The organism is Enterobacter sp. JJBC, assembly GCF_036936505.1.
Lineage (GTDB): Bacteria > Pseudomonadota > Gammaproteobacteria > Enterobacterales > Enterobacteriaceae > Enterobacter > Enterobacter hormaechei_C.
In genome coordinates, this window is the sequence record NZ_CP136935.1 from 3,479,572 (window position 1) to 3,504,432 (window position 24,861).

At 56.3% G+C, this 24,861-nt stretch carries 18 protein-coding genes; 2 read left to right on the forward strand and 16 right to left on the reverse strand.

From position 1 onward, the window contains the following. Nucleotides 1-30: 30 nt before the first annotated feature. Together RY075_RS16685 and RY075_RS16690 are read left to right on the forward strand one after the other, a co-directional pair. Nucleotides 31-1,050 (forward strand): M4 family metallopeptidase, encoded by a 1,020-nt coding sequence (locus tag RY075_RS16685; protein ID WP_017383522.1) that lies wholly within the window; start codon nucleotides 31-33, stop codon nucleotides 1,048-1,050. Further along, the gene (locus tag RY075_RS16690; RefSeq protein WP_003860606.1) at nucleotides 1,050-1,400 is read left to right on the forward strand and encodes a protealysin inhibitor emfourin; all 351 of its coding nucleotides are present in this window, start codon (nucleotides 1,050-1,052) and stop codon (nucleotides 1,398-1,400) included. Before RY075_RS16685 ends, RY075_RS16690 begins: the two co-directional genes overlap by 1 nt. Here RY075_RS16690 and RY075_RS16695 read toward each other — a convergent pair. From RY075_RS16695 to RY075_RS16770, 16 genes are all read right to left on the reverse strand, one after another. Continuing rightward, the gene (locus RY075_RS16695) at nucleotides 1,397-1,618 is read right to left on the reverse strand and encodes a zinc ribbon domain-containing protein (RefSeq protein WP_003860607.1); all 222 of its coding nucleotides are present in this window, start codon (nucleotides 1,616-1,618) and stop codon (nucleotides 1,397-1,399) included. The two genes, RY075_RS16690 and RY075_RS16695, sit on opposite strands and share 4 nt — an antisense overlap. 58 nt (nucleotides 1,619-1,676) lie before the next feature. Next, nucleotides 1,677-3,218, reverse strand: coding sequence for a peptide MFS transporter (locus RY075_RS16700; protein ID WP_109948722.1), 1,542 nt, complete (start codon nucleotides 3,216-3,218; stop codon nucleotides 1,677-1,679). A gap of 300 nt (nucleotides 3,219-3,518) precedes the next feature. Continuing rightward, entirely contained in the window at nucleotides 3,519-4,991 is a 1,473-nt protein-coding gene (der, locus tag RY075_RS16705) for a ribosome biogenesis GTPase Der (protein WP_045894693.1), read from the reverse strand. Nucleotides 4,992-5,103: 112 nt separating this feature from the next. Beyond that, entirely contained in the window at nucleotides 5,104-6,282 is a 1,179-nt protein-coding gene (bamB, locus tag RY075_RS16710) for an outer membrane protein assembly factor BamB (RefSeq protein WP_003860612.1), read from the reverse strand. Between the two features lie 10 nt (nucleotides 6,283-6,292). Continuing rightward, nucleotides 6,293-6,913: a YfgM family protein gene (locus RY075_RS16715; protein ID WP_003860614.1), complete on the reverse strand. Its 621-nt coding sequence runs from the start codon at nucleotides 6,911-6,913 to the stop codon at nucleotides 6,293-6,295. Nucleotides 6,914-6,926: 13 nt separating this feature from the next. Further along, entirely contained in the window at nucleotides 6,927-8,201 is a 1,275-nt protein-coding gene (hisS, locus tag RY075_RS16720) for a histidine--tRNA ligase (RefSeq protein WP_022649001.1), read from the reverse strand. Between the two features lie 81 nt (nucleotides 8,202-8,282). After that, complete coding sequence (ispG, locus tag RY075_RS16725) at nucleotides 8,283-9,401, reverse strand: flavodoxin-dependent (E)-4-hydroxy-3-methylbut-2-enyl-diphosphate synthase (RefSeq protein ID WP_003860619.1); 1,119 nt, start codon at nucleotides 9,399-9,401, stop codon at nucleotides 8,283-8,285. A 26-nt stretch (nucleotides 9,402-9,427) separates the two neighbouring features. Then, nucleotides 9,428-10,435, reverse strand: coding sequence for a cytoskeleton protein RodZ (gene rodZ / locus RY075_RS16730; RefSeq protein ID WP_003860621.1), 1,008 nt, complete (start codon nucleotides 10,433-10,435; stop codon nucleotides 9,428-9,430). A gap of 291 nt (nucleotides 10,436-10,726) precedes the next feature. Further along, a complete protein-coding gene (locus tag RY075_RS16735; RefSeq protein ID WP_003860623.1) occupies nucleotides 10,727-11,893 on the reverse strand; it encodes a bifunctional tRNA (adenosine(37)-C2)-methyltransferase TrmG/ribosomal RNA large subunit methyltransferase RlmN in 1,167 nt (388 codons plus the stop codon). Between the two features lie 147 nt (nucleotides 11,894-12,040). Continuing rightward, nucleotides 12,041-12,472: a nucleoside-diphosphate kinase gene (gene ndk / locus RY075_RS16740; protein ID WP_003860625.1), complete on the reverse strand. Its 432-nt coding sequence runs from the start codon at nucleotides 12,470-12,472 to the stop codon at nucleotides 12,041-12,043. A gap of 124 nt (nucleotides 12,473-12,596) precedes the next feature. Beyond that, a complete protein-coding gene (locus tag RY075_RS16745) occupies nucleotides 12,597-13,472 on the reverse strand; it encodes a 4Fe-4S binding protein (RefSeq protein WP_109948723.1) in 876 nt (291 codons plus the stop codon). Then, the gene (locus tag RY075_RS16750; protein WP_045349786.1) at nucleotides 13,472-14,251 is read right to left on the reverse strand and encodes a DmsC/YnfH family molybdoenzyme membrane anchor subunit; all 780 of its coding nucleotides are present in this window, start codon (nucleotides 14,249-14,251) and stop codon (nucleotides 13,472-13,474) included. The genes RY075_RS16745 and RY075_RS16750 overlap by 1 nt, the downstream gene beginning before the upstream one ends. Beyond that, nucleotides 14,244-14,873, reverse strand: coding sequence for a DMSO/selenate family reductase complex B subunit (locus RY075_RS16755; protein ID WP_023314649.1), 630 nt, complete (start codon nucleotides 14,871-14,873; stop codon nucleotides 14,244-14,246). Before RY075_RS16755 ends, RY075_RS16750 begins: the two co-directional genes overlap by 8 nt. Beyond that, entirely contained in the window at nucleotides 14,870-17,248 is a 2,379-nt protein-coding gene (locus RY075_RS16760) for a DMSO/selenate family reductase complex A subunit (RefSeq protein WP_023325065.1), read from the reverse strand. The genes RY075_RS16755 and RY075_RS16760 overlap by 4 nt, the downstream gene beginning before the upstream one ends. 88 nt (nucleotides 17,249-17,336) lie before the next feature. Further along, nucleotides 17,337-19,664, reverse strand: a complete 2,328-nt coding sequence (gene pbpC, locus RY075_RS16765) for a peptidoglycan glycosyltransferase PbpC (protein ID WP_109948724.1) — start codon at nucleotides 19,662-19,664, stop codon at nucleotides 17,337-17,339. Between the two features lies 1 nt (nucleotide 19,665). Beyond that, nucleotides 19,666-24,618 carry an alpha-2-macroglobulin gene (locus RY075_RS16770; RefSeq protein WP_276191191.1) on the reverse strand — a complete coding sequence of 1,651 codons (4,953 nt, stop codon included), beginning with the start codon at nucleotides 24,616-24,618 and terminating at the stop codon, nucleotides 19,666-19,668. Nucleotides 24,619-24,861 lie beyond the last annotated feature (243 nt).

The following is a 24,861-nucleotide window of genomic DNA, read 5'->3' on the forward strand; positions in this document are numbered from 1 at the left end:
GCTATTGCCTTTTTTAATAAGGAGAGCAGCATGCCCCATCTTCATAGCGTCATCCCTCCGTATATTCTTCGTCGAATTATCGAAAGCGGTTCTGAGCCGCAGCAGCGCTGCGCCCGTCAGACCTTAACCCACGTCCAGACGCTGATGGCCCATATGCCGGGCAAACCCGCCGCGCCGCATGTGAATAAAGCCGGTCAGCTTGAGCGTGACATCTACGATGCGAAACAGACCCAGGAGCTGCCGGGTAGCCAGGTGCGCTATGAAGGCCAGCCCTCCAACGGCGATGTGGCGGTGGATGAAGCGTACGATTATCTGGGTATCACCCATGATTTCTTCTGGAAAGAATATCAGCGCGATTCGCTCGATAACAAAGGGCTGATCCTCACCGGCACCGTGCATTATGGTCGGGAATATCAGAACGCCTTCTGGAACGGCCAGCAGATGGTCTTTGGCGACGGTGACGGAGAAATCTTCAACCGCTTCACCATTGCCATCGACGTGGTGGCGCATGAGCTGAGCCACGGCGTGACCGAGACCGAAGCCGGGCTGATTTATTTTGAACAGTCGGGCGCGCTGAACGAGTCTTTATCCGACGTGTTTGGCTCGCTGGTGAAGCAGTATCATCTGAAGCAAACCGCCGATAAAGCAGACTGGCTGATTGGTGAAGGGCTGCTGGCAGCGGGGATTAACGGCAAAGGGCTACGTTCCATGTCTGAACCCGGTACCGCCTACGACGATCCCCTCCTTGGCAAAGACCCGCAGCCCGCGCACATGAAAGATTTCATCAAAACGCGCGAGGATAACGGCGGCGTACACCTCAACTCTGGCATCCCCAACCGGGCGTTTTACCTGGCCGCAACGGCAATCGGTGGCTACGCCTGGGAAAAAGCGGGTTATGCCTGGTACGACACGGTTTGCGATCGCAACCTGGCGCAGGATGCGGATTTTGACGCTTTCGCAAAACTGACGATCGCCCACGGCGAGAAACGCTCCGGTAGCGACGTTGGGGCGGCCATTAAACAAGCCTGGGAACAGGTGGGAGTACTGTAATGCAGGTACCGGAACTGACGGATGACGCCGTGGTTGAGCTGGCCCGGGAAGGCGGCGTCGCCTTTATTCCTAAGCTGAGCGGTCAGCGCACGATCGCCCTCTCCACGCTCAACGAGGCACAGCGTCAGCGCGTGGTGAATATTCTGGAACAGGCTATCCCGCGCGGACAGCCACCGGGCCAGGCGTCGTCTCCGGGCAGCGGCGATCAGCGCTATTTTCGCATTCAGATAATCTGGACCCGGCACAATCAGGCGCAGTATACCGATATTATTGTGCTGGTTCCGGAGCAGGAAGCGCCGGAATCGCTGATTGAGCTATGGCAAAAAGGAGAAGGCTGCGTGTGCGATTAAGCCCCAGCCCTGACGAACTCGACGCGTTTTTTTGAGATCAGCCCGTGGCCGTTCTGACAGAAGTAATCCACCGCGCCGCAGGCCTTGAGTACCTGAAGCGGCTGATGGCAGTCAGGGCAGCGCGCTTCGAGGGGAATATCTTTATTGCAGCTGTCGCAGTGCGCGATACCGTTTTGCGGCTCGAGCGCTGCGTGGCAATCCGGACAGGTAATCGACATGCTCTCTCCTGTTGAGTTGGGCCGGGACAGGACAACTGCCCCGGCAGACTGAATAGTATCAGGCTTCGGTAGCCGGTTTAGTTTGCGCATTTTCCAGCATGCGACGTACCGGAACAATGAGGACGATCAGCACCGTAGCACAAATCAGCAGCGCGATGGAGCAACGGGCAAAGAGGTCTGGCAGCATATCCAGCTGGTCGGCCTTCACGTGACCGCCAATCAGCCCCGCAGCCAGGTTACCCAGCGCACTGGCGCAGAACCACAGGCCCATCATCTGGCCGCGCATTCTTTCCGGCGCCAGCAGGGTCATGGTCGCCAGACCAATCGGACTCAGGCACAGTTCCCCGAGCGTCAGCATCAGGATACTGCCCACCAGCCAGAACGGAGAAACCCCTGCCCCACCATTGCTCAGTACGTTCTGCGCCGCCAGCATCATCAGGCCAAAGCCCGCCGCTGCACACAGAATACCGATCACGAACTTGGTGATGCTGCTCGGACGAATGTTTTTGCTCGCCAGCTTCGGCCATGCCCAGCTAAATACCGGGGCCAGCAGAATGATGAACAGGGCATTAATCGACTGGAACCACACCGCCGGGATCTCAAAATCACCGATCATGCGGTTAGTGTAGTCGTTGGCGAACAGGTTGAAGGAGGTTGGCTTCTGCTCGAACGCGGACCAGAAGAACGCGGCGGAGACCAGCAGAATAAAGCACACCAGCAGCCTTGCGCGCTCTTTGCGATTCAGCCCGGCGAAGATGAACAGATAGATGAAGTAGAGCGCGACGGAGGCGGCAATAACATACACCAGCACGCTGGCGACCGCGACCGGATTAATCACAATCACGCCCTGGGCAATCAACGTAACGATGATTGCAACACCCACAGCCAGCGCCAGCAGCCAGGCGCCCACGCCGTTACGTTTCACTACCGGACTGTTCCAGGTGGAGTCCAGACCGACTTCGCTGTCGTAGCGCTTCATGGCCGGAACGGCAAACACGCGGAAGATAATCAGGGCGACCAGCATCCCGATACCACCGATACCAAAGCCCCAGTGCCAGCCGTGGGTTTTGATCAGCCAGCCGGAAATCAGAGGGGCAATGAACGAGCCCATGTTGATGCCCATATAGAACAGCGAGAAACCGCCGTCACGACGCGCATCGCCCTTTTTGTACAGTGTCCCCACCATGACCGAGATACAGGTCTTGAACAGGCCGGAGCCGAGCACGATAAACATCAGGCCGATGAAGAACAGGTTGTCGCCCATGATGGCCGACAGGGCAATCGACAGGTGCCCAAGCGCAATCAAAATCGAACCGTACCAGACGGCCCGCTGCTGGCCGAGCCAGTTATCCGCCAGCCAGCCGCCCGGCAGCGCGGCGAGGTACATGGTGCCGGCAAAAATACCGACAATCGCCGAGGCGTTTTCACGCGCCAGGCCCATTCCGCCGTCATACACGGTGGCGGCCATAAACAGGATCAGTAGCGGGCGAATACCGTAAAACGAGAAACGCTCCCACATCTCGGTGAAGAACAGCGAACCGAGCGGATAAGGATGGCCGAAGAAGGTTCGGCTCTCTTTTTGATTAACAGAGGATTGCATAATTCTCCCGAAAAGGTATGTGTCGTGCTTGTAAACACCAGCATGTACGCCGAACGGTTACGTATCCGATCGATTTTTTACATGCGGCGAAATGTTGGTTAACCATTTGATAACCAGGCGCTAGTTTTGTCTAGTACCGGACCCTGGACTTTAAGATGAAAATTCGACGATTGTCTACTTTCTTAGATTTAAACTTGGTTAAAAGTGAATAGTGATTGACATCACACAGGGAAGGCGGGCCTTTTGAATGAGCGAAAAAAAACCCGCGACAGGCGCGGGTTTTAGTGAGATCGGTAAGGATTATTTGCTTTTCTTAATGTGCTTAATCAAACGTTTACGCTTACGCATCTGGTTCGGCGTCAGGGTGTTGCGTTTATTCGCAAACGGGTTTTCCCCTTCCTTGAACTGAATACGGATAGGCGTACCCATCACGTCCAGCGACTTGCGGAAGTAGTTCATCAGGTAGCGTTTGTAGGAGTCCGGCAGATCCTTCACCTGGTTACCGTGGATCACCACGATAGGCGGGTTATATCCCCCGGCGTGAGCATATTTCAGCTTCACGCGACGACCGCGCACCAGCGGCGGCTGGTGGTCTTCAGCAGCCATGTTCATGATACGGGTCAGCATCGCCGTGCTCTGACGGCGGGTAGAGCTGTCATAGGCTTCGCGAACGGATTCGAACAGGTTGCCGACACCACTCCCGTGCAGGGCAGAGATGAAGTGAACGCGGGCAAAGTCGATAAAGCCCAGACGGAAGTCCAGCGTCTCTTTCACCTGCTCGCGCACTTCATTGCTCAGGCCGTCCCACTTGTTGACGACGATAACCAGTGAGCGCCCACTATTGAGGATAAAGCCGAGCAGAGAGAGATCCTGATCGGAGATACCTTCACGTGCGTCAATAACCAGCAGCACCACGTTGGCGTCTTCAATCGCCTGAAGGGTCTTGATCACCGAGAATTTTTCCACCACATCGGTGATTTTCCCGCGCTTACGCACCCCTGCGGTGTCGATAAGTACGTACTCACGTTCATCGCGCTGCATTGGAATGTAAATGCTGTCACGCGTTGTGCCTGGCATGTCGTAAACCACTACGCGCTCTTCACCGAGAATACGGTTAGTAAGCGTAGACTTACCTACATTTGGGCGGCCCACGATAGCCAGCTTGATAGGCAGATCCTGCGGGTTGAAGTTGTCTTCCGGCTCTTCCTCGCCTTCTTCTCCGGCTTCAAACTGCGCCCAGTATTCAGCGTCCTCGTCCACCTCTTCCGGTGGGTTTACTTCATCAACCCACGGCAGCAGAACGGTTTCCAGCAGGCTGGTGACGCCACGGCCATGCGAGGCCGCGATAGGATAAATATCGCCCAGGCCTAAAGACCAGAAATCCGCAATGGCCTGATCGGCATCGATGCCGTCAGTTTTGTTCGCCACCAGGAAGGTTGGCTTTTCGCGTGAACGCAGATGTTTAGCGATAGCAGAATCCGCGGGCATCAGGCCAGCGCGAGCATCCACCATAAACAGAACCACATCTGCTTCTTCGATAGCCAGCAGAGATTGCTCTGCCATGCGGGTTTCTACGCCGTCTTCCGTACCGTCAATACCCCCGGTATCGATACAGATGAACTCGCGTCCTTCCACCTCTGCACGACCGTACTTACGGTCACGCGTCAGCCCCGGGAAATCCGCAACCAGCGCATCACGGGTGCGTGTTAAACGGTTAAAAAGAGTGGATTTTCCAACGTTAGGGCGCCCGACAAGCGCGACCACAGGTACCATGTTTGAAGCCTCATAAAATTCAAAATAACGTCGCTTTCGCAGCGTTTTTAAAAATGTCAAAACGGCTCCTGAGTGAACAGGAGCCGTTTAGTATACTACAACCGCCGTGTAATTAACGCGTGATCGCGTACAGCGTGCCGTCTTTTGCCTGAATCAGCAGTTTGCCGTCAGCCACAACGGGCTCCGTCAGGAAGCCTGAGCTATCCACTTTCTGCTGTGCCACGAAGCGGCCATTCTCTGGATCGATCCAGTGCATATAGCCTTCGCTGTCGCCCACCACCAGGCTGCCGTTATACAGTGCCGGTGCGGTCAGCAGACGGTGCAGCAGATCGCTTTGCGTCCACAGCGTTACGCCACCTTCGGTGCTCAGCGCCAGCAGGCGGTCGTTCTGATCCACCATATAAATACGGTTGCCGTCGACGATGAAATCGTTCACGGAACCCAGCTCACGTTTCCACATGATCTGGCCGCTACGCAGGTCCAGCGCCGTCAGGTTGCCGTTATACGCCAGCGCGTAAACCACACCGTCGACGATAACTGGCGTGGTGTCCACGTCACTCAGACGGTCGATTTCAGTTGAACCGGTCGCCTGGGAAATACGCTGCTGCCAGATCATCTGGCCCTGCTGCATCAGTACCGCGCTGACACGGCCGTTGTCACCGCCCACAATGGCGGCACCAAATGCGGTCGCCGGAGCAGATTCACCACGCAGAGACAGCGCTGGCATATCCAGGTTAACCGTCCATTTTACCAGACCATCGGCTTCGTTCAGCGCCTGCAACTGGCCGTTGCTGGTATGGATCAGCACCAGGCCGTCGCTGACAACCGGACGCGACAAGGATTCACCGGCAACGGTGGTCTGCCATGCAACCGAACCGTCGCTGGCATTCAGCGCGTAAACCTGCGCTTTTTCGCTGCCCACATACACGTGACCGCCAGTAACGGTCAGGCCGCCAGAAAGCAGTGCAGGTTTACGGGAGAACCAGCCGTCTTTTTCCGCCAGGTTAATGGACCACACTTCTTTTCCGTCATCAGCGTTCAGCGCTTTAACGGTGCCTTTGCGATCGGCCGCATAGACAACGCCGTCAGCAAATGCCGGGTGCAGGTTGGAATAAAAATCGCCAATACCATCGCCTACGGAAGTGTCCCAGGCGGTAGATGGGGTGAACTGGTTTTCAACCGTCGGCAGCGGGGACATTTTAACAACGTCTTCTTCGCCACTGAACAGTGAACAACCACTCAATAACGTAACAGAAAGCAGTCCTGGCAGAAGTAATTTACGCAATTGCATTGGGTCCCTCTCAGACGGACAAATTATTTATTTTCATCTGCATCATTTCGCTCAGCGCAGGTGAAGCTTTACTATCCACGCCAGCTTGCCACGCTTTACGCGCGCCCGCTTTATCACCCTTACTCAGCAGTGCTTCACCGCGAAGATCGGCAACAATAGCGGCAAAGCCTTCGCCTTTGATGGTATCAAGCGTTTTGAGCGCGTCGTCGGCTTTTTTCTGCTGAACCTGGATACGCGCCAGACGCAGATTGATCACCGCTTTCAGATTATCGTCACTGGCAGCAGCAAGCCCCTGAGACAGTTGCGCAGCGGCTTTGTCCAGTTCGTTTTTATCAACATACTGCTGAGCCACTTCCAGCGCAGCCAGCGCGCCGTAGGTGTTTTTGTTGTCAGCGGCAAATTTCTCCGCAGCCGTCAGCGTTTGCGGCTGATCGGCACGGATTGCGCTAACGGTATTTTCGTAGTTCAGGGACGAACCGCGAGCAGAGTCAGCCTGATGATTGTTCCAGTAACGCCAGCCTACCAGCGCACCAACACCTAAAATAACCCCTACAACCAGTGCCTTGCCGTTTTCAGCAAAGAAGCGTTTAACCGCATCAACCTGGTCGTGTTCGTTCTCGTAAATTTCCACGCAGTCCTTCTCCTTAGCCCAATAGAGTGCGCAAGTGCGCCGCAACGCCATCCTGCGTTACCGTAGTTTGCTCACCAGAGCGCAGGTCTTTAACTACCACTTCGCCGTTGGCCACTTCGGACTCACCCAGCACCAGTGCGATACTTGCGCCCCACTTATCGGCACGAGCAAACTGTTTTTTAAAGTTGCCGCCGCCGTGGTTGGTCATCAGCTTAACGTCCGGCAGCGCATCGCGCACGCGTTCGGCAAGCTGCATTGCCGCAGACTGCGTATCCGCACCTGAGGCCACCAGGTATATATCGACAACAGGATCGGCTTTAAATTCCGGATTAACTGCCTGAACCAGCAAAACAAGTCGCTCAAGGCCCATCGCGAAGCCTACTGCCGGTGCTGCGCGACCACCCAGTTGCTCGACCAGACCGTCATAACGACCGCCAGCACAGACGGTGCCCTGCGAACCGAGGCTGGTGGTGACCCACTCAAATACGGTGCGGTTGTAGTAGTCCAGACCGCGCACCAGACGCTGGTTAACGGTATAAGCAATGCCCGCCGCTTCAAGCAGCTTGCACAGGCCGGCAAAGTGTTCGCGAGAATCCTCATCCAGGTAGTCACCCAGCGCTGGCGCATCGTTCAGCAGCGCCTGTACGTCAGGATTTTTGGAATCGAGTACGCGCAGCGGGTTGCTGTACATACGACGCTTACAGTCTTCGTCGAGCTTCTCTTTGTGCTGTTCCAGGAACGCCACCAGCGCATCGCGATAGTTCGCACGCGCTTCCAGAGAACCGATAGAGTTCAGCTCCAGGGATACGTGCTCAGAAATACCGAGCGCACGCCACCAGCGGGCAGTAAGCATAATCAGTTCAGCATCGATATCTGGTCCTTGCAGACCAAACACTTCCACGCCAAGCTGGTTGAACTGACGGTAGCGGCCTTTTTGCGGACGTTCGTGGCGGAACATCGGGCCGATATACCACAGGCGCTGCTCCTGATTGTACAGGAGACCATGTTCGATGCCGGCGCGTACGCAACCCGCCGTCCCCTCAGGACGCAGGGTCAGGCTGTCGCCGTTGCGGTCCTCAAAGGTATACATCTCTTTTTCAACCACGTCGGTTACTTCGCCGATCGCGCGTTTGAATAACGGGGTCTGCTCTACAATCGGCAAACGAATTTCGCTGTAACCGTAGCTGCCGAGCACCTGCTTCAGTGTGCCTTCAATGCGCTGCCAGATGGCGGTTTCGCCAGGCAGATAATCGTTCATGCCGCGGATGGCTTGAATGTTTTTTGCCACGTTTATTCTCTTTCTATATACAAAAAAGAACCCAAAGAATGGGTTCAATCATACATGGGAAGCAGCCTGCTTCCCATCACGTTATTTTTCAACCTGCTGAACGCTGATGCGCTGCGCTTCGTCCATCATCGTCGCTTTTGCACGAATGCGGGCTTCGAGCTGGTCGATCATGTCACTATTATCCAGACGATCTTTACGAACGCCATCCTCATAGAGACCACTTTTCTTGTTACCGCCGGTCACGCCCAGCGTGGACACCAGCGCTTCACCCGGACCGTTCACCACGCAGCCGATGATGGAAACGTCCATCGGGGTGATGATGTCTTCCAGGCGCTGCTCCAGAGCATTCACGGTGCCGATCACGTCAAACTCCTGACGTGAACAGGTTGGGCAGGCGATGAAGTTGATCCCACGCGCGCGGATACGCAGTGATTTCAGGATGTCGAATCCGACTTTGATCTCTTCCACCGGATCGGCGGCCAGGGAGACACGTAACGTGTCGCCGATGCCTTCAGAGAGCAGCAGGCCGAGACCAATCGCAGATTTTACCGAACCGCTGCGCAGACCGCCCGCCTCGGTGATGCCAAGATGCAGCGGCTGATCGATCTGTTTTGCCAGCAGACGATACGATTCAACGGCCAGGAAGACGTCAGACGCTTTGACGCTCACTTTGAACTGATCGAAGTTAAGGCGATCCAGGTGATCGACGTGACGCATGGCGGATTCGAGCAGCGCCTGCGGCGTCGGCTCACCGTACTTTTCCTGGAGATCTTTTTCCAGAGAGCCAGCGTTCACGCCGATACGGATTGGAATGTTTTTGTCGCGGGCGCAGTCAACCACCATGCGAATGCGCTCTTCGTTGCCGATGTTGCCTGGGTTAATACGCAGACAATCGACACCGTATTCAGCGACTTTCAGCGCGATACGGTAATCGAAGTGAATATCGGCAACCAGCGGAACACTCACCTGCTGCTTGATCAGTTTGAACGCCTCGGCGGCGTCCATGGTAGGCACAGAGACGCGAACGATGTCCGCGCCGACGCGTTCTAATGCTTTGATTTGATTGACCGTCGCTTCTACATCCGTAGTACGCGTATTGGTCATTGACTGGACGGCGATAGGCGCCCCATCGCCGATTGGCACGTTCCCAACGTAAATCCGTTTCGATTTTCTACGTTGAATAGGAGCCTGGTTATGCATGTAAAATCTCCCGCATTGCCCGTCTGTTACTGTGCTGCTGATTGTTCGGCATTAACGGTAAGACGCGCAACCTGGTTAGTTCTGATAAAGCGGCTCAGATCGACAGGTTTTCCTTGATACTGGATCTGTACCGCTGCCGGTGCGCCGATTTTAAGCTTGTAAGGTGCCTGGCCCGTTAGATTTAACGTGCCATCTTTACGTTGCAGGCCGCTGAACAGCTTTTTACCTGTCGCGTCAGTCACTTCCAGCCAGCAATCAGCCGTAAAATTCATCACCAGCGCATTCGGGTCAACGGAAGGAGCCGCCGTGCCAGCCGGGTCAGTTGGCAGTGACGCCGCGGTGTTATCTGCCGGTGCCGTTGCCGCAGGGGCGGTATCAACATTGGCCTGAGAAGGTGATACGACCGCGTTCTGATCCTGGGTCTGGGTGGCTGGCGCAGTATTCGTCGTCGCTTCTGGCGTCGCCGCTGGCTCGGTTGCAGGCGTGTTGCTTGCTGCCGACTGAGGTTCGCTGGAGGTCGCCCCTTCGGTGCTCAACGGCACGCTTTGCGCGCCGTTATTACCAGACTGATTAAGCTCAGCGGAGGACTGATCGGCCATGGTGGTGATCTCTTCCTGCTGCGCTTTGTGGTTTTGCCACCACCATGCGCCCGTCAGGCCGACAACCACAAACAGGACCAGCCAGGTAAAGCTCATCAGCCAGCCATCGCGTTTTTTACGACGTTTACCCAGAGAGAAGCTTTGCATCGGCGCAACTTTTGCCGCACGCACAGGCGCCTGCTTCTCCATCATCGGCAGTAATTCGTCTTCAGGGATATGAACCAGTTTGGCGTAAGAACGGATATAACCGCGCAGAAACGTTGAAGCCAGATCGGCGGGTGCCTTATCTTCTTCAATATCGCGAACGGTGGAAACCTTCAGGCACAGGCGTTCTGCAACGGCTTGCTGGCTAAGTCCGAGTTGTTCACGGGCGTTGCGAAGACGAACGCCAGTGGAGAGTGCTGCATTTTGATCGTGAGTGGCTTCAGTATTCATTCGCTACAACTACTGGTACGTGAAAATAAGGGTTCAGGTGCCGGTGAGTCACAATGCCACCCGCACCGCGAAACTTTAGGTCAGTTAACCTGGAACAAACAGTATAAGACTGTCGGGCCGCAGATGACAGCGCTGGCAGGCCTTCACGCTAAACTGTTGTTACGTCGTTACATACTGCCCGAAAGTCGTATGAAACGCACCGTAATTATTAATCAGTCGTGATGATTGTGACTGAATATTCAGTAAATTAATGCTTCACGGCGCAAAAAATGCGCCGTGTCTGCATAATAATCAAACGGTTTTAACCGCGATTGACTCACCCTGCATACGCTTACGCAGCGTACGCTTGGTACGGTCAATAACGTCACCCGCCAGCTGGCCACAGGCTGCGTCGATATCGTCGCCACGCGTTTTACGTACGATGGTGGTGAAACCATACTCCATCAGCACTTTTGAGAAGCGATCGATACGGCTGTTCGAGCTACGGCCATACGGCGCGCCCGGGAACGGGTTCCATGGGATCAAGTTGATCTTGCATGGCGTATCTTTAAGCAGTTCAGCCAGCTCATGTGCATGCTCGGTCCCGTCGTTAACATGATCCAGCATCACGTATTCAATGGTCACGCGGCCCTGGTTGGCGTTGGATTTCTCCAGGTAACGGCGCACGCCAGCCAGGAAGGTTTCGATATTGTACTTTTTGTTGATCGGCACAATTTCGTCACGGATGGCGTCGTTTGGCGCGTGAAGAGAGATGGCCAGCGCAACGTCAATCATATCGCCCAGTTTGTCCAGCGCAGGCACCACGCCGGAAGTAGAGAGCGTAACGCGGCGCTTGGACAGGCCAAAACCGAAATCGTCGAGCATAATTTCCATCGCCGGAACGACGTTGGTCAGGTTGAGCAGCGGTTCACCCATCCCCATCATCACCACGTTGGTGATTGGACGTGTACCGGTGACTTTCGCCGCGCCCACGATTTTCGCGGCACGCCAGACCTGGCCGATGATTTCCGACACGCGCAGGTTACGGTTAAAGCCCTGCTGCGCCGTAGAGCAGAATTTGCACTCCAGCGCACAGCCCACCTGAGAAGAGACGCACAGCGTGGCGCGATCGTCTTCCGGGATATACACGGTTTCAACGCGCTGATCGCCAACGGCAATGGCCCACTTGATGGTGCCATCTGAAGAGCGCTGCTCTTCCACCACTTCCGGTGCGCGGATTTCAGCCACTTCTTTAAGCTTATTGCGCAGCACTTTGTTGATGTCCGTCATGTCATCAAAGTTGTCGCTGCAATAGTGGTACATCCATTTCATGACCTGATCGGCACGAAACGGCTTCTCGCCCATCTCTTTAAAGAACTCGCGCATCTGCTGACGGTTCAGGTCCAGCAGGTTAATTTTTCCATTTTTATTGGGAACCGCAGGAATGGCGACTTCGGAGGTATTCACTAATTCAGACATAATTTTTTCCGGCCTCGTTGTTACACGTTGTGGCCCTTGGTGGGTTGAAAAGAAACGCCCCGGTAAGCAGTCTGCTCGTCCGGGGCGTTGCATTGTACAAAGTCTGGCGCAGGGATGCCACGTTTGCACGCGGCATTTACGAAATTATTAGCGAGTGCGCGGGCACACTTCGCCTTCAGCGAAGAAGAACGCGATTTCGCGCGCAGCAGATTCAACAGAGTCGGAACCGTGGGTGCCGTTCTCGGTGAAGCTGTCTGCGTAGTCGGCGCGCAGAGTACCTGCCAGCGCGTTGTCCGGGTTGGTTGCACCCAGCAGATCGCGGTGACGCTGTACCGCGTTTTCGCCTTCCAGTACGGATACCACGATTGGGCCAGAAGTCATGAACTCGACCAGACCGTCAAAGAATGGGCGACCTTCGTGCTCAGCGTAGAAACCGCGAGCCTGTTCAACGGTCAGGTGCAGCATTTTGGTGCCAACGATCTTAAACCCTGCTGATTCAAAGCGAGCGAAGATGCTGCCAATAACGTTTTTTGCCACCGCGTTTGGTTTGATGATGGAAAAAGTACGTTCAATAGCCATTGATAACCTCTGTAAAATGTTCTGTTGTTTTTGCATACCTGAGTATGGTGTGGCGCGGATTATAAAGAGCAATAGCGCCATTGCCTATGGTTATGCATAACATTTTTTTAAAATGAGACGAAGATTAGCAACAGCTCGTATTTCGCATACCGCGTTGATGATGAAAACAGAGCGGACACTGCTTTTCATCAGACGTAAATGACCAGAAATGACGGTGGCACGTCAGGCAAACGGCTTCATATGCCGGTATGGTCACGCTTTTCGCTGTTCCTTCTGTTTGCGTCACGTTTATCGCCGCATGCTGGCATACCGCTTCGCAGCCGCCGCACCCCGTACAGCGTCCGATTTCCACGACCAGTTCAGTGTTCTCAAACCGAATCGCGTTTTCCGTACAACTCCGCCAGCACGCGCCGCAGAGTACGCAGGATTCGGTATCGAGAGTTATCTCTGCCTCGCTAAACGCAGAAAACGCCCTGCGCAGATCACGCTGACCGGGCACGACGCTACAGACCCGGACATCCTCACGGGGAACGTGCATCAGCGCACGCCGGGCGGTATTAACCTCGTTGACGGGTATATGTTTAAACGCCCACGCCGCTTCACCGCGTCGACGAAGCGCCAGATTCAGCCGGGCAATAGCCAGCAACCAGTCAGGATTCTGCTCCGCGTCGATACTGATAAAACGAACGTGGTACTGCGCGTGCCACAGCAGAAGCTCATTCACCCCTGGCGCACGGTCAGTAAACGGCCCAACAAGCGTATCGCCACTCAGAAAGCGTTTTCGCGGCGTGATGCCGGTGATGGCCCCAGCGGGGCAGACGAACAGGCAGTCACCGCATTCAATACAGCGGCTGTCATCAACCGAGACGCCTGAGTCGGTAAAAGAAAAAGCCTGCACGGGACAGACGTCCGCGCAGGCACAGCAGGAAGAGTGGCGAAAACGACGACGGACGCACGCATGCGTCACGTCCATCGCCGGGGCAAAGGTTAATCCGCCCATCAGCCAATACTGAAGAAAACAAAGCGCAGCATCAGCTCACCCACAATTAGCAAGGCGCTGCCCAACAGCATTGTGCCTCGCGCCGCTTTTAAGCCGCCCGCAGCAAAGCACAGCATACCCGCAACGGATACGCACCAGCTCAGCAGATGAACGGTTCGCAGTTGCTCCAGCATCTGTAGCGGTGCGTGAGGGAACGTCACCACGGTGTGGTCCATAGCCGTAATATCTGCCAGCCAGACGGGCTGCATCACCAGACGCACAAGCACCAGCAGCGTGATAATGACAACCGCCGCACGCACGGTTGACTGGGAACGCGTCCCAACGGCCATGCAGGCTGAGCCGATAATCCCCACCGAACCGATAAACAGCACCAGAGTGTTAACATGCTGCCATGTCACCACGGATGCGTGCATGTAGATCTGCGCCATGCAGAACACATCGACTAAACCAACCAGACCTGCCACAACCAACAGTGGCTTCCAGCCTGGCTTTTTGACAAACATCAGCAGCGTTGCGAAGCCAAGCGCCGCAAGATAAAGACTGGCAAAGATAATCTCACGGCTCAGCCAGGAGCTGGATACGTGGCGCAGCGCGTTAAGAGCATTAAGCGGATAGCCCATGTGCAGCGCGGAGGCGAGCAGCCCCAGGCTCGCCAGCACAAACGCTCCGGCAGCCGGCAGCAGCGCGCTACGTTGCGTGCTTCCGAACGCCAGCCACAGCGTAACGCCAACCGATCCTTGCAGGAACAGCGTAAAAATCAGCAGCGGTAACTCATGCATGACATTTCCCCTCTTTCTCTGCGCCCTGATGCGCTTTGATCACCAGGTTTGGTTTGGTGATGGAGGAATCAGGCAAGCCTTTCACATCACAGACCGCACCATACTTCGCCCGCAGTTCATCAATCGGCCCGAATTTAATCGCTTCGAGTGGACAGGTTGCCACACAGACGGGCTGCTCTCCCTTCGCCTGGAGATCCACGCAGAAATCACATTTGGACATCTGCCCGGTCTGCTCGTTGAGCTGTGGCGCGCCGTAAGGGCAAGACCACGCGCAGTAGCCGCAGCCGACGCACTTATCAGTATCAACGCGCACAATGCCGTCTCCCGGACGCTTGTGCATCGCCGTGGTCGGACAGTTTTTAGTGCAGATTGGGTCTGCACAGTGGTTACAGGAAATAGAGAGCGTGTAGGCAAACACATTGTTGCTGACGCCGCCCTGCCCGGTTGGGATGAAATTCCCGCCATTGACTTCATAAACGCGACGGAAACGACGTCCGACCTCAAGGTTGTTTTTATCTTTGCACGCCACCTGGCATGCCTTGCAGCCCGAGCAGCGAGAAGAGTCGATATAAAAACCCAGCTGTTTGTCGCTCACCGGTGCGTAATGTTTAAACTGACTCATGCTTTAGCTACCTCCACCAGCATGGTTTGATGGGAATTCCCTTTCGCAAGCGCGGTAATACGGGCGGAACTGAGCACGTTCGCGCAGCCGCCTTTATCGATACCCTGCTCGTCCGGCTGCCACCAGGCGCCTGCCTGCATGGCCACCACGCCTGGAATGATGCGCGGCGTGACCTCCGCCGGGATCTCGCAAATGCCGCGCGCGTTATGAATACGCACGGTATCCCCCTGCGCAATGCCGCGCTTTTGCGCATCCTGCGGGTTGATCCACAGCTTTTGCTGCTGCGCCTCAATTAACCACGGGTTGGCGTACTGGGTGGAGTTAGCGCGGTTTTTCCCTTTCCAGGTGATCAGCTGGAGCGGGAAGGTTTTCGCCAGCTCGTCTTCCGGCCCTTCATGGGCAGGCACGTAGTGCGACAGCGCCGGAATTTCCGGGTGATGCATGTCGTACAGACGCTTCGAGAAGATCTCAATTTTTCCGGACGGCGTCGGGAACGGATGATTCTGCGGATCGCGAATGTTGTCTTCAAAGGCAACGTACGGCGCGCTTTTGAAAAGATGCTGACGCGTCTTCTGTAGCGTCGCGAAGTCCGGCAGGTTTTCATCCGGCATGGACAGCCGCGTCTGCTCCCAGATGTGCTCAATCCACGCTTTTTCGTCACGGCCCTCGCTGAACGCTGGCTCGACGCCAAGCTTAGCAGCGACCTCCCGCAGCCAGTCGTAGTCTGAACGGCGTTCGAATTCAGGTTCAATGAGCTTTTCTGACAGGATCAGATAGCTTGCCGTGCCCCAGGTTTCGCCGATATTCCAGCGTTCCATAAAGCTGGTTTCCGGCAAAAGCAGGTCGGCGTATCTGGCGCTAGGCGTCATAAACAGATCGCTTGCGACGATAAACTCGATTTTCGACTCGTCTTCCAGGACACGGGTTGCCTGATGAAGATCCGGGTTCTGGTTAGCCAGATAATTGCCCGCCAGCGAGAACAGGATGCGGATATTGCTGTCCAGCTTCTCAGCATCCTTCAGGCCATCTTCCGCGGTTACCTTAGAAGCATCATCAGCAGCCTGCACCCAGTTCATGACCGAAATTTTGGCTTTGACCGGGTTGTCCGGCATCTCTGGCCCGGCCGCAAATTTGCGGTTTGCGCAGCCTCCATAGCCTGCTGCCCAGCCGCCTTTCACCCCAACGTTACCCGTCAGCGTGGCCAGTATCGTCGAGCCGCGCGCGGTGCGCTCGCCGCAGTTGTGACGCTGCGGTCCCCAGCCCTGGATCAGCGCGGCGGGTTTGGTGGTTGCGTAGTCGCGCGCCAGCTGACGAATAGTTTGTGCAGGCACGTGAGTGATTTTCTCTGCCCACTCGGGCGTTTTCGCCACGCCATCCTTTGCACCGCTCAGGTAAGCCATCAGGGATTCATTGGCCGGAACGCCTTCTGGCATGGCGTCTTCGTCAAAGCCCAGGGTGTAGCGTTGAATAAAGTCGCGATCGTGCAGATTCTCCGTGACGATCACATACATCATCGCGTCCATCAGGGCGTTGTCCGTGGCAGGAAGCAATGGGATCCACTGATCGGCAAGGGAGGAAACCGTATCGGAATAGCGTGGGTCAACAACGATAAAGCGCGTGCCGTTTTGCTTCATCTTCTGGTAGAAGTGGTTGCTGTGCCCGAAGATGGTTTCCGTCGGGTTATGCCCCCAGAGAATGACCAGTTTGGTGTCCAGCAGCGTGTCCAGAGAGCTGCCGCTGGCGGCGGTGCCATAGGTATACGGCGTTGCCGCCGCCGTGTTACCCATACTGACCGAGTGATAGCTTTCGAGATAGCCGCCGGTTAAGTTGAGCAGACGACGAACCATTTTATCGCCGGAAAAGGTCCCGCCGGACACCGCGGTGCCCACATGAACATAGCGTGACGCAGCACCGTATTTTTGCGTAATAGTTTTTAATTGATTCGCAATAAGGGTGGTGGCTTCATCCCAGGTAATACGTTCGAATTTTCCTTCGCCACGTTTACCCACGCGTTTCATTGGATATTTAAGCCGATCGGGATGATAAACAAATTTCCGATAAGCCCGACCACGAACGCAGGCGCGCATCACTGGCATCTGCGGATCCAGCGCGTTATCCGGTCGCGTTGAAATTCGGGTCACAACGCCATCACTGACGTGAGCACGAATATCACACTTGCCGCCGCAGTCAAACGTACTACAGGTTTGCACCACTTTTTCTTCAGGCGTAGCGTCTGAAACCGCCGCGTCCTGTGCCTGTACTTTGCCGGTTTTGACGACAAACGGCAGGGCGGCGAGCGCCGACCCTGCCTGAATAAAATGACGCCGGGATATGGCGGGAATAAGCCCTTCTCCCTGATGTTTATTTTTTTTCATTGCTCGTTCCTTCAAATAAAAACGCATTCTCGTTTTTTTTCAGGAACGAATATTGATAATTATCAAGCTAACTCTTGAGGAGTAACACTTAGCGATCTAATTCAAAATTCACCGTCGCCGTTTGTCCTGTTTCATCTAATACAATTAATTGATATTTACCAGGCAAATATAATTGCAGTGAATAATTCTTCTGATGCCCGTCCAGCGGTTCGCCATTCAAAAACCACCATCGTTGCCCCTCCCCGCCGCTGGTTGAAACGTTGAGGGTAATATTTTTCTCACCTGGAAGACGTTTAATTACCGCCCCTTCTCTGACGCCTGACAACATCAGCGGCGCCGCATTATGGTTATCCAGCGGAGGGCAAATTGCTGAACGGGCGGGGAGACGAGCAGCCCGTTTTTCGGCAGCAGGCAGCCAGGGCTCCAGCGGCAGCGGCCAGACATCCAGCACTTTTTCTGTCGCATCAGGACAATCCGCCGCAACGCGTTTGCCTTCTTTATCCAGCCAGACCGGGAAACGGATCCCGCGAATACCTTCCTGTTCCGGCAGCAGCAGCGTAGGCGGTTCACTGCCTTCCAGCAGCCAGGTTGACAGCCGACGCCGACAGTTTTCGCTCCCTTCAGGCAGGGACTGGCCCCCCGGCCAGCAAATCACGCCCCGTCCTACGCTTGCGGGACGCGGATCGCGCGGCAGGCGCGCTTCATCCACCATCGAGCGGGACTGAAGCATGTTATTGACCTGATTCAGGAGCGGTACCGCGCTGGCGAAACCAAACTGCCCGGCAACGGGCGTGCCGTCCGGGCGTCCGGTCCAGATTCCGATGACATAGCGGGCATTCAGGCCGATGGCCCAGGCATCCCGGTAGCCATAGCTGGTGCCCGTTTTCCACGCCAGCGGCGCAACCTGGGGCAGCGCACTGTCCGGCAGGGGCTGTGCTTCATTAGCGAGAATGCGACGAATAATCCACGCCGCCCCCTGCGATAACAGCGGACGTTCGATCAGCGGATCGCCCGGCTGTAAACGCAGCCGGCCCGCCTTACCCTGACGCGCAAAGGCGCTATAGGCGGCAGCGATATCAGCCAGGCGTGCGCCTGCGCCCCCCAGGATCAGAGAGAGGTTGGGCTGTGCCCCCGCAGGCAGAATGAGCGGTAATCCCGCGTTGCTCAGCATTCCGGCAAAACGTTTTGGGCCGTACGCTTCCAGAACCTGCACCGCAGGCAGGTTGAGGGAACGCACCAGGGCTTCGCTCATACTGACCGGCCCATGGAAGCCGCTGTCAAAGTTGCCGGGACGATAATCCCCCGTTTTTCTTGGAACATCCTGTAATAACGAAGCGGGATGGATCAGACCATCGTCCAGCGCCATGCCATAGATGAATGGTTTGAGAACCGATCCCGGCGATCGGATCGCATTGACCATATCTACGTGGCTGAAACGGCTGTCATCATTGATATCTACCGAGCCTACCCAGCCACGCACTTTCATGGATGTATGATCCACGACGATCATCGCCAGCGAACTGCGGGCGGGCAGGCGTGATTTCCAGTTCATTGCCAGCTCTTCAAGCTGTCGTTGCAATGCTGCATCCAGCGTGGTGACTATTTTTGTGTCACGACTTTTACTCAGCATCATGCGGGAAAAGAGCGGCGCCAGCTGCGGCATCTGCCGGGGGGCCAGCCAGACCGGCTCTTCACGGGACTCTTTCACCTGCTTCTCAGACCAGACGCCCTGAGTCAGCATGCGGTCGAGTACTTTGTTCCGCGCCGCTTCGGCACGTTCCGGCCAGCGGTCCGGGCGCAGACGGCTGGGTGCTTGTGGTAGTACAGCCAGCAGCGCCGCGTCGGAATAGCTCAGCTGAGACGGCGGTTTGCCAAGGTAAGTCCAGCTTGCCGCGCCCACGCCCTGCAACGTGCCGCCAAACGGGGCACGGTTCAGATACAGCGTCAGGATTTCACGCTTGGAGAGATGCCACTCCAGCTGCATCGCCCGCCACAGCTGACGAATTTTACCGCCAAAGGTTCGCGGATGCGGATCCAGAAGGCGTGCCACCTGCATGGTAAGCGTGCTCCCGCCAGAAACCACTCTCCCGGAGGTGAGATCCTGCCAGGCGGCACGCACTACAGAAAGCGGATTGACGCCCGGGTGATCCCAGAACCAGCGATCTTCATACTGGATCAGCGCCTCGAGATAGCGTGGGGAAACCTCTTTAATGGTAACCGGATAGCGCCAGATGCCTTCGCTGTCGGCAAAACGCCACAACGGAACACCCTGCTCATCCACCACCACTCGCGCAGGGTTGACCTCTTTCAGGGGCAACGGCCACACGCGGTCAGCGACGACAATCAGCCCCCCTGAAACGAGAAGCGCTCCCGCCAGCCACAGCCAGCGGGAGCGAATCAGGCGTGCTATCCGCATCTTACGGAACAACGATCAGCGGGCCACTGGCCGCCCCCGTTGCCCGCCACTGCGGAACGTACATGGACTCGACCATCGGAACAGGCACCTGGTAGGTTCCCGGCGTAACGGCACGGGCCAGGTAAACCAGCGTGACCGGCTGACCTTCATTGACCGGCACCGCGGCCACAAAGCGATCGTCGCGGAATTCCATGTGCTGAATATCAGACTGTTGCATCTGATTCAGCAGGTTTTGCACTTCACTGCCGCTGTCCTGCAAGCTGGCGCTGCTGCTCGCCAGATTCTGGTTTTCCAGCTCCAGACCTGCCGGGAGCAGATCCACCACCAGCGCATCCGGCACGTTCTGGCTGGCCTTCACTTCCAGCCATACCAGAACCAGTTCACCGCTCTTCAGAGAAGAGAGCGACTTGCTGCTGCCATCTGTCGCCAGGATATGACGTTCAATCTGCAAGACATTCGAGGATGGCTGAGGCGCATACTCCGGATAGCCAGTAGTGTCCAGTCGTACCCACAGCGGCGTAGTGCCGGTATTCGTCATCTGCAACGCACCAATCTGATCGCCGTTCAGGTTTTCTACCTGCGCTTTATCACTGCTCTGGGTCTGTTCAGAGAGGGAGGTCGTTGCCTGCCACGCACCTGACAAGGTTTGCAGTGATCGTCCGGCCAGGAACAGCGCATTGCTCTCCTGGGTAGACAGCCAGCGCTGGCTGAACGCGTCTTCAGATAACGCGTTCAGCAGCCTGTTTTGCGCATCCGGCAGCAGCTTGTACTCTTCCAGCAGGGAGAGCATCAGGGCATTATCACGCAGCTGGCTGCCGTAATCCGCCATCCAGTTTCGGCTGTCGTTACGGGGTGTTTTGAGAGCCAGATCCAGCGCCTGCTGGCTGCGCGGTGCATCCCCCATCAGTTTGAGTGCCATGCCCAGCTGCATCAACGGAAGCCCGGAAGCAGCCTGAGCGTGGCGCTCCCAGATTTCACGCAGCGCACCGAGCGGCGCTTTTTGCTGACGCGCCAGCACCAGCGAAGCATACGCCTGGACAGCAAATTTGCTGGCCTGGGTGTCGTCGCTGTAGCGGATGGACATCATGCCCGGATCCTGTAAATAGCGCAGCAGTCGGCTGTTGGCGTTATTCACCGCCTCGGCAGGCACGCTGTAACCCTGCTCCCCTGCCCGCACCAGGAAGTCCGTGACATAGGCGGTCAGCCAGTACTCTTCCGGGCCGTTTTTATCCCACAAGGCAAAACCGCCATCGTCACGCTGCATTTGCAGCAGACGGGAGATCCCGATATCAATGGCCGCACGGCGTTTATCGTCGGTATCGCCTTTAATGCCCAATGCCTTCAGCTGTGCCGCGTTGGTGTAGAGGGACGGGAACAGGCCGCTGGTGGTCTGCTCAAGACATCCATACGGATAGGCCTGAAGTTCACGTATGTAGCGCGCCAGGTTCAAAGGTGGTTTACCGCTGAGCAACAGCTGCCCCTGTAGCGTGGCAGGCGAGAAACCTTCGATATGCTGTGCTGGCGCACTCCAGGATTCGCCAGGATTCAGCATCGTGCCCGTATTCACGGTTTGCGCCGGGAATGCGGGACGCACGCCAATTTTCCAGCTCTTCTGCTGCGGCGCAAACGTCTCACCTGGGAGCTGAAGGCCCGTCACCTGAGCAGTCACTTGCCCATCGCCATAGCCCTCCAGGGCACGCACCGGTATAAACAGGGTGCTACGTGCGCCAGGCGGCAGCTTAACCGGCTCTGGCTGAGCACCTTCGAGCGACAACTTACCGGCTGCGGTTAACGCAATGTTCAGCGTTTGCGGCTGGTCAGTCAGGTTAGTCAGGTCCAGCGTCAGGCGGGAGGTATCGCCACTTGCGAGGAACCGCGGCGTGTTAAGCTCGGTGATAATCGGAGCCGCCACAATGATTTTGCTTTCGCTGCTGCCGAAATCGTCTTCCGTCCAGGCCTGCGCCATCAGACGCAGTTCACCGTTGAAATCGCCAATCGGCAGCGTGATGGTACCTTCGCCGTTGGCATCAAGCGTAACCGGCTGCGCCTGCTGGGCAATAATGGTGACATGGTTCACCGGTGGCTTACCGCCGCGTTTCAGTTCATCGCCGTCTCCGCCAAAGCGCAGTGCGGCCAGACGTCCCTGACCTTCAATCACCTGGCCGTAAACATCATAGATGTCCGCGCCATAGCGCTTCTGACCGAAGAAAGCTTGCCACGGATCCGGCGTGACGTAGTCGGTAATGTTCAGCACGCCGCTATCGACAGCCGAGACCAGCACGTTCACCTTCTGTGGCACAGCCCCCTCTTTTACGCTGGCTTTCACTTTCACAGAAAGCGTCTGGTTCGGACGCATTTTTTGCGGGTTATCCAGTGCGATGTTCAGGCGACGATTTTCGTCCCCCATTGGCAGATGCAGCAGGCCAACCGCCCGTTTTGGCGTGGCGGATTTTGATTTATCGCCAGGACGAACCACCAGCGTGCTGAGATAGAGATCGTGACGTTTCCAGGCCTTGTCGACCGGGATAGCGAGATCCAGACCGTTAGCCGGTACGTCGATCTCTTTCCACCACAGCGGCCCTTCACTGGACTCGATCATCGCATAGCCCTTGCCTGCGGCCGGCGCGGCGATGTGCAGTTGGATGGTATCGCCTGGCTGATAGGATGGCTTATCCAGTTTCAGCGTCACGCGGTCAGGGCGCGCGGCCCCGGTGCCGTCGCTGTTATCCTGCCAGCTGTAGCCTGCCCAGAAGCGCACGCTGCTGACCATGTCATCAGGGGCTTTCACTTCCAGACGGTATGAGCCCCACTCCACCGGGAAGGTGACTTTACCGGTTTCATCGGCCTTGAGGTTTAGCTCCTGCTCGCCCTCAACCAGATCTTTTTGATCAAACTGAGACTGCCAGCCCTCACTCTCGGACCAGTTCCAGAAGTAGTCACGACGCTCGCGAACCAGTCGTACCTGTAATCCGGAAACGGCCTTTTTGGCTCCGCTGGCATCGGCATAGACGATGTCGAAGCTGGCGTTGCCGTTCTCGTCGACGATCGGCTGGTTGACGGTAGTATCGGTGCGGTAGTCGTAAACCGCCTTGCTGGCGAACTGAGGGCGAATACCCGGCAGCTCAGCCGCCGGCCAGATAGCCTGCTCAGCGCGTCGCGTTACCGGACGCCCACCTGATTCCAGCAGGCTGGCCTGCAAAATCAGTTGCAGCGGCGAGTGCGCCTCTTTCCACTGGCTTTCGGTGGTAACCTGTCCGCGCCCCTGTTCGTCCAGCGTAAGCTGCACTTCATCCAGGCTGCGGCTCAGGTTCTCCTCGGCAATATCACCGAACTGGAAGCCAGGCAGCGCAGGCACCGCGTCACGTAGCGGACGCAGGAAAAGCTGGCCTTGCAGAGAATTGCCGTTAGCTGGCGCGCCGTACAGGTAATAGCCCACAACGTTAAAGTCCACATCCTCCTGCGGGGAAACCGGCGTTTTTTGCCCGGTCAGATTCAGCGCCATACGCTCAGGCATAAAATCTTCGACGTGGAAATCCCACATGCGCTGCTGGTTATCCCCCGTATTCGCGCGAATATGCCACATGCCGGTCTGGGCGCCGCTATCAAGCGAATAGTTGAAGCGATAAAGGCCATTCTCAGGTTGCACAACGACCGTACGCGCCACCTGTCCGTCCGGACGCAGCACGTCAAGTTTTACCGGCTGCTCGGGAAGCGGTTTGCCATCGCTGTCGCGAAGCAGGCCGTTAAGGATCACCGTTTCACCCGGACGATAGAGATCGCGCGGGCCAAACATAAAGAACTGTTTGCTGTAACCCGGGTTACCGGCGATATCAAACTCCGCCAGATCCAGCGCCGGAAGTTTGAGGTCAAGAAGCGTGGTCTGGCCATCTTTACTGGCAAGGATCAGCGCGGCTTCTTTATCGGTTTCCAGTTTCGCATGACCATCGGCGTCGCTGTTCGCCTCGGCCAGAGTCTGCCCTTTATCGTTCAGAAGGGTAATGGTCACGCCTGACTGCGCCGCACCGTTTTCAAGACTCTGGGTGAAGATGTCCAGGCGGTTATGATAACGGTGAGCGGACAGCCCAATATCACTTAAGGTAAAGAGCGTCGCGGCGTTACTGTAGTTATAGTGACCAGCCTGATTCATCACGGCGATATAGACGCCAGACTGCTGGAGCGGCTTAATATCTTTAAGCGGCAGGAGCAGTTTTTCACGCGTGTTGCGCGCCGGGTTGAGGTCGAAACGGCCGGTGTAGACCAGTTCCGCCATCTTCAGCAGGTTGTCAGATTCCCAGTTGGTCAGCGAGTTACGGTACTCCCACTGGCTGACAAACGAGGCCAGCGACTCCGGCTTAACGCGGTAGAAGTTCACGTCCACATTGTTGACGTTGAGCGCCATCACCGGCAACCCTTCCACCACTTTACCCGGCAGCAGCGATCCGCGGCTGGCGAATCCGACCGTCGGTTCAACATCCCGGGTGGTGATCGCTTTTTCATAGTCAATGCCGAATGTCGCTTTGTTCAGCGCCAGCAAATCACGTTCGACGGTGACAACCAGATTACGATTCGGCTCCAGATGGCGCAGGCGCAGCTCTTTCAGATTGGGGGCCAGTTCCCAGGCGCCGTCCACTTTGCCGCTTTTTTTATCCACCACATGTACCGTTTTCGCAAAATCCTGGCTGGGATCCAGCGGTACAGAGAAGGTCAGAACCAGCGTCGCGGCGCCGTCGAGTTGCACTTCCGAGGCATCCAGCAGCGTCAACGCCTTACCCTGACTCTGCGCGGCCAGCTTAGCCAGCTTTTCAGGATCCGGTGTCGCCGGGGTTTTCTTTTCTGATGCAGTAGACGCTGCGGGGGCAGCGGCCTGAGGTTTGTCGTCGCTGTTATCACAGCCGACAAGCGTAAAGGTGGTGAGCAGCGCGAGAGAGATCGCAGCTAAGCGAAACGGTTTCATCCTGTGTCCCTGGCCTGAGGGGCCTGTTGGTCATCGTCCGGATAAGTATTATCCGCAAGTTTCGTTAATACAAAAAGTCCAATTTTATAATCTGGAAAGCACCTCGCAGAATGGCATCACGCCGCTACGCCGTGATGGAACCGCGATCACAGCGCATAACGTTACATGTTACCTTTCACGTCATTTGTTTTTAAAACAAGAAGATAGCTGGATAAGCTCGCATCAGGCCTGCTAGTTTTATGA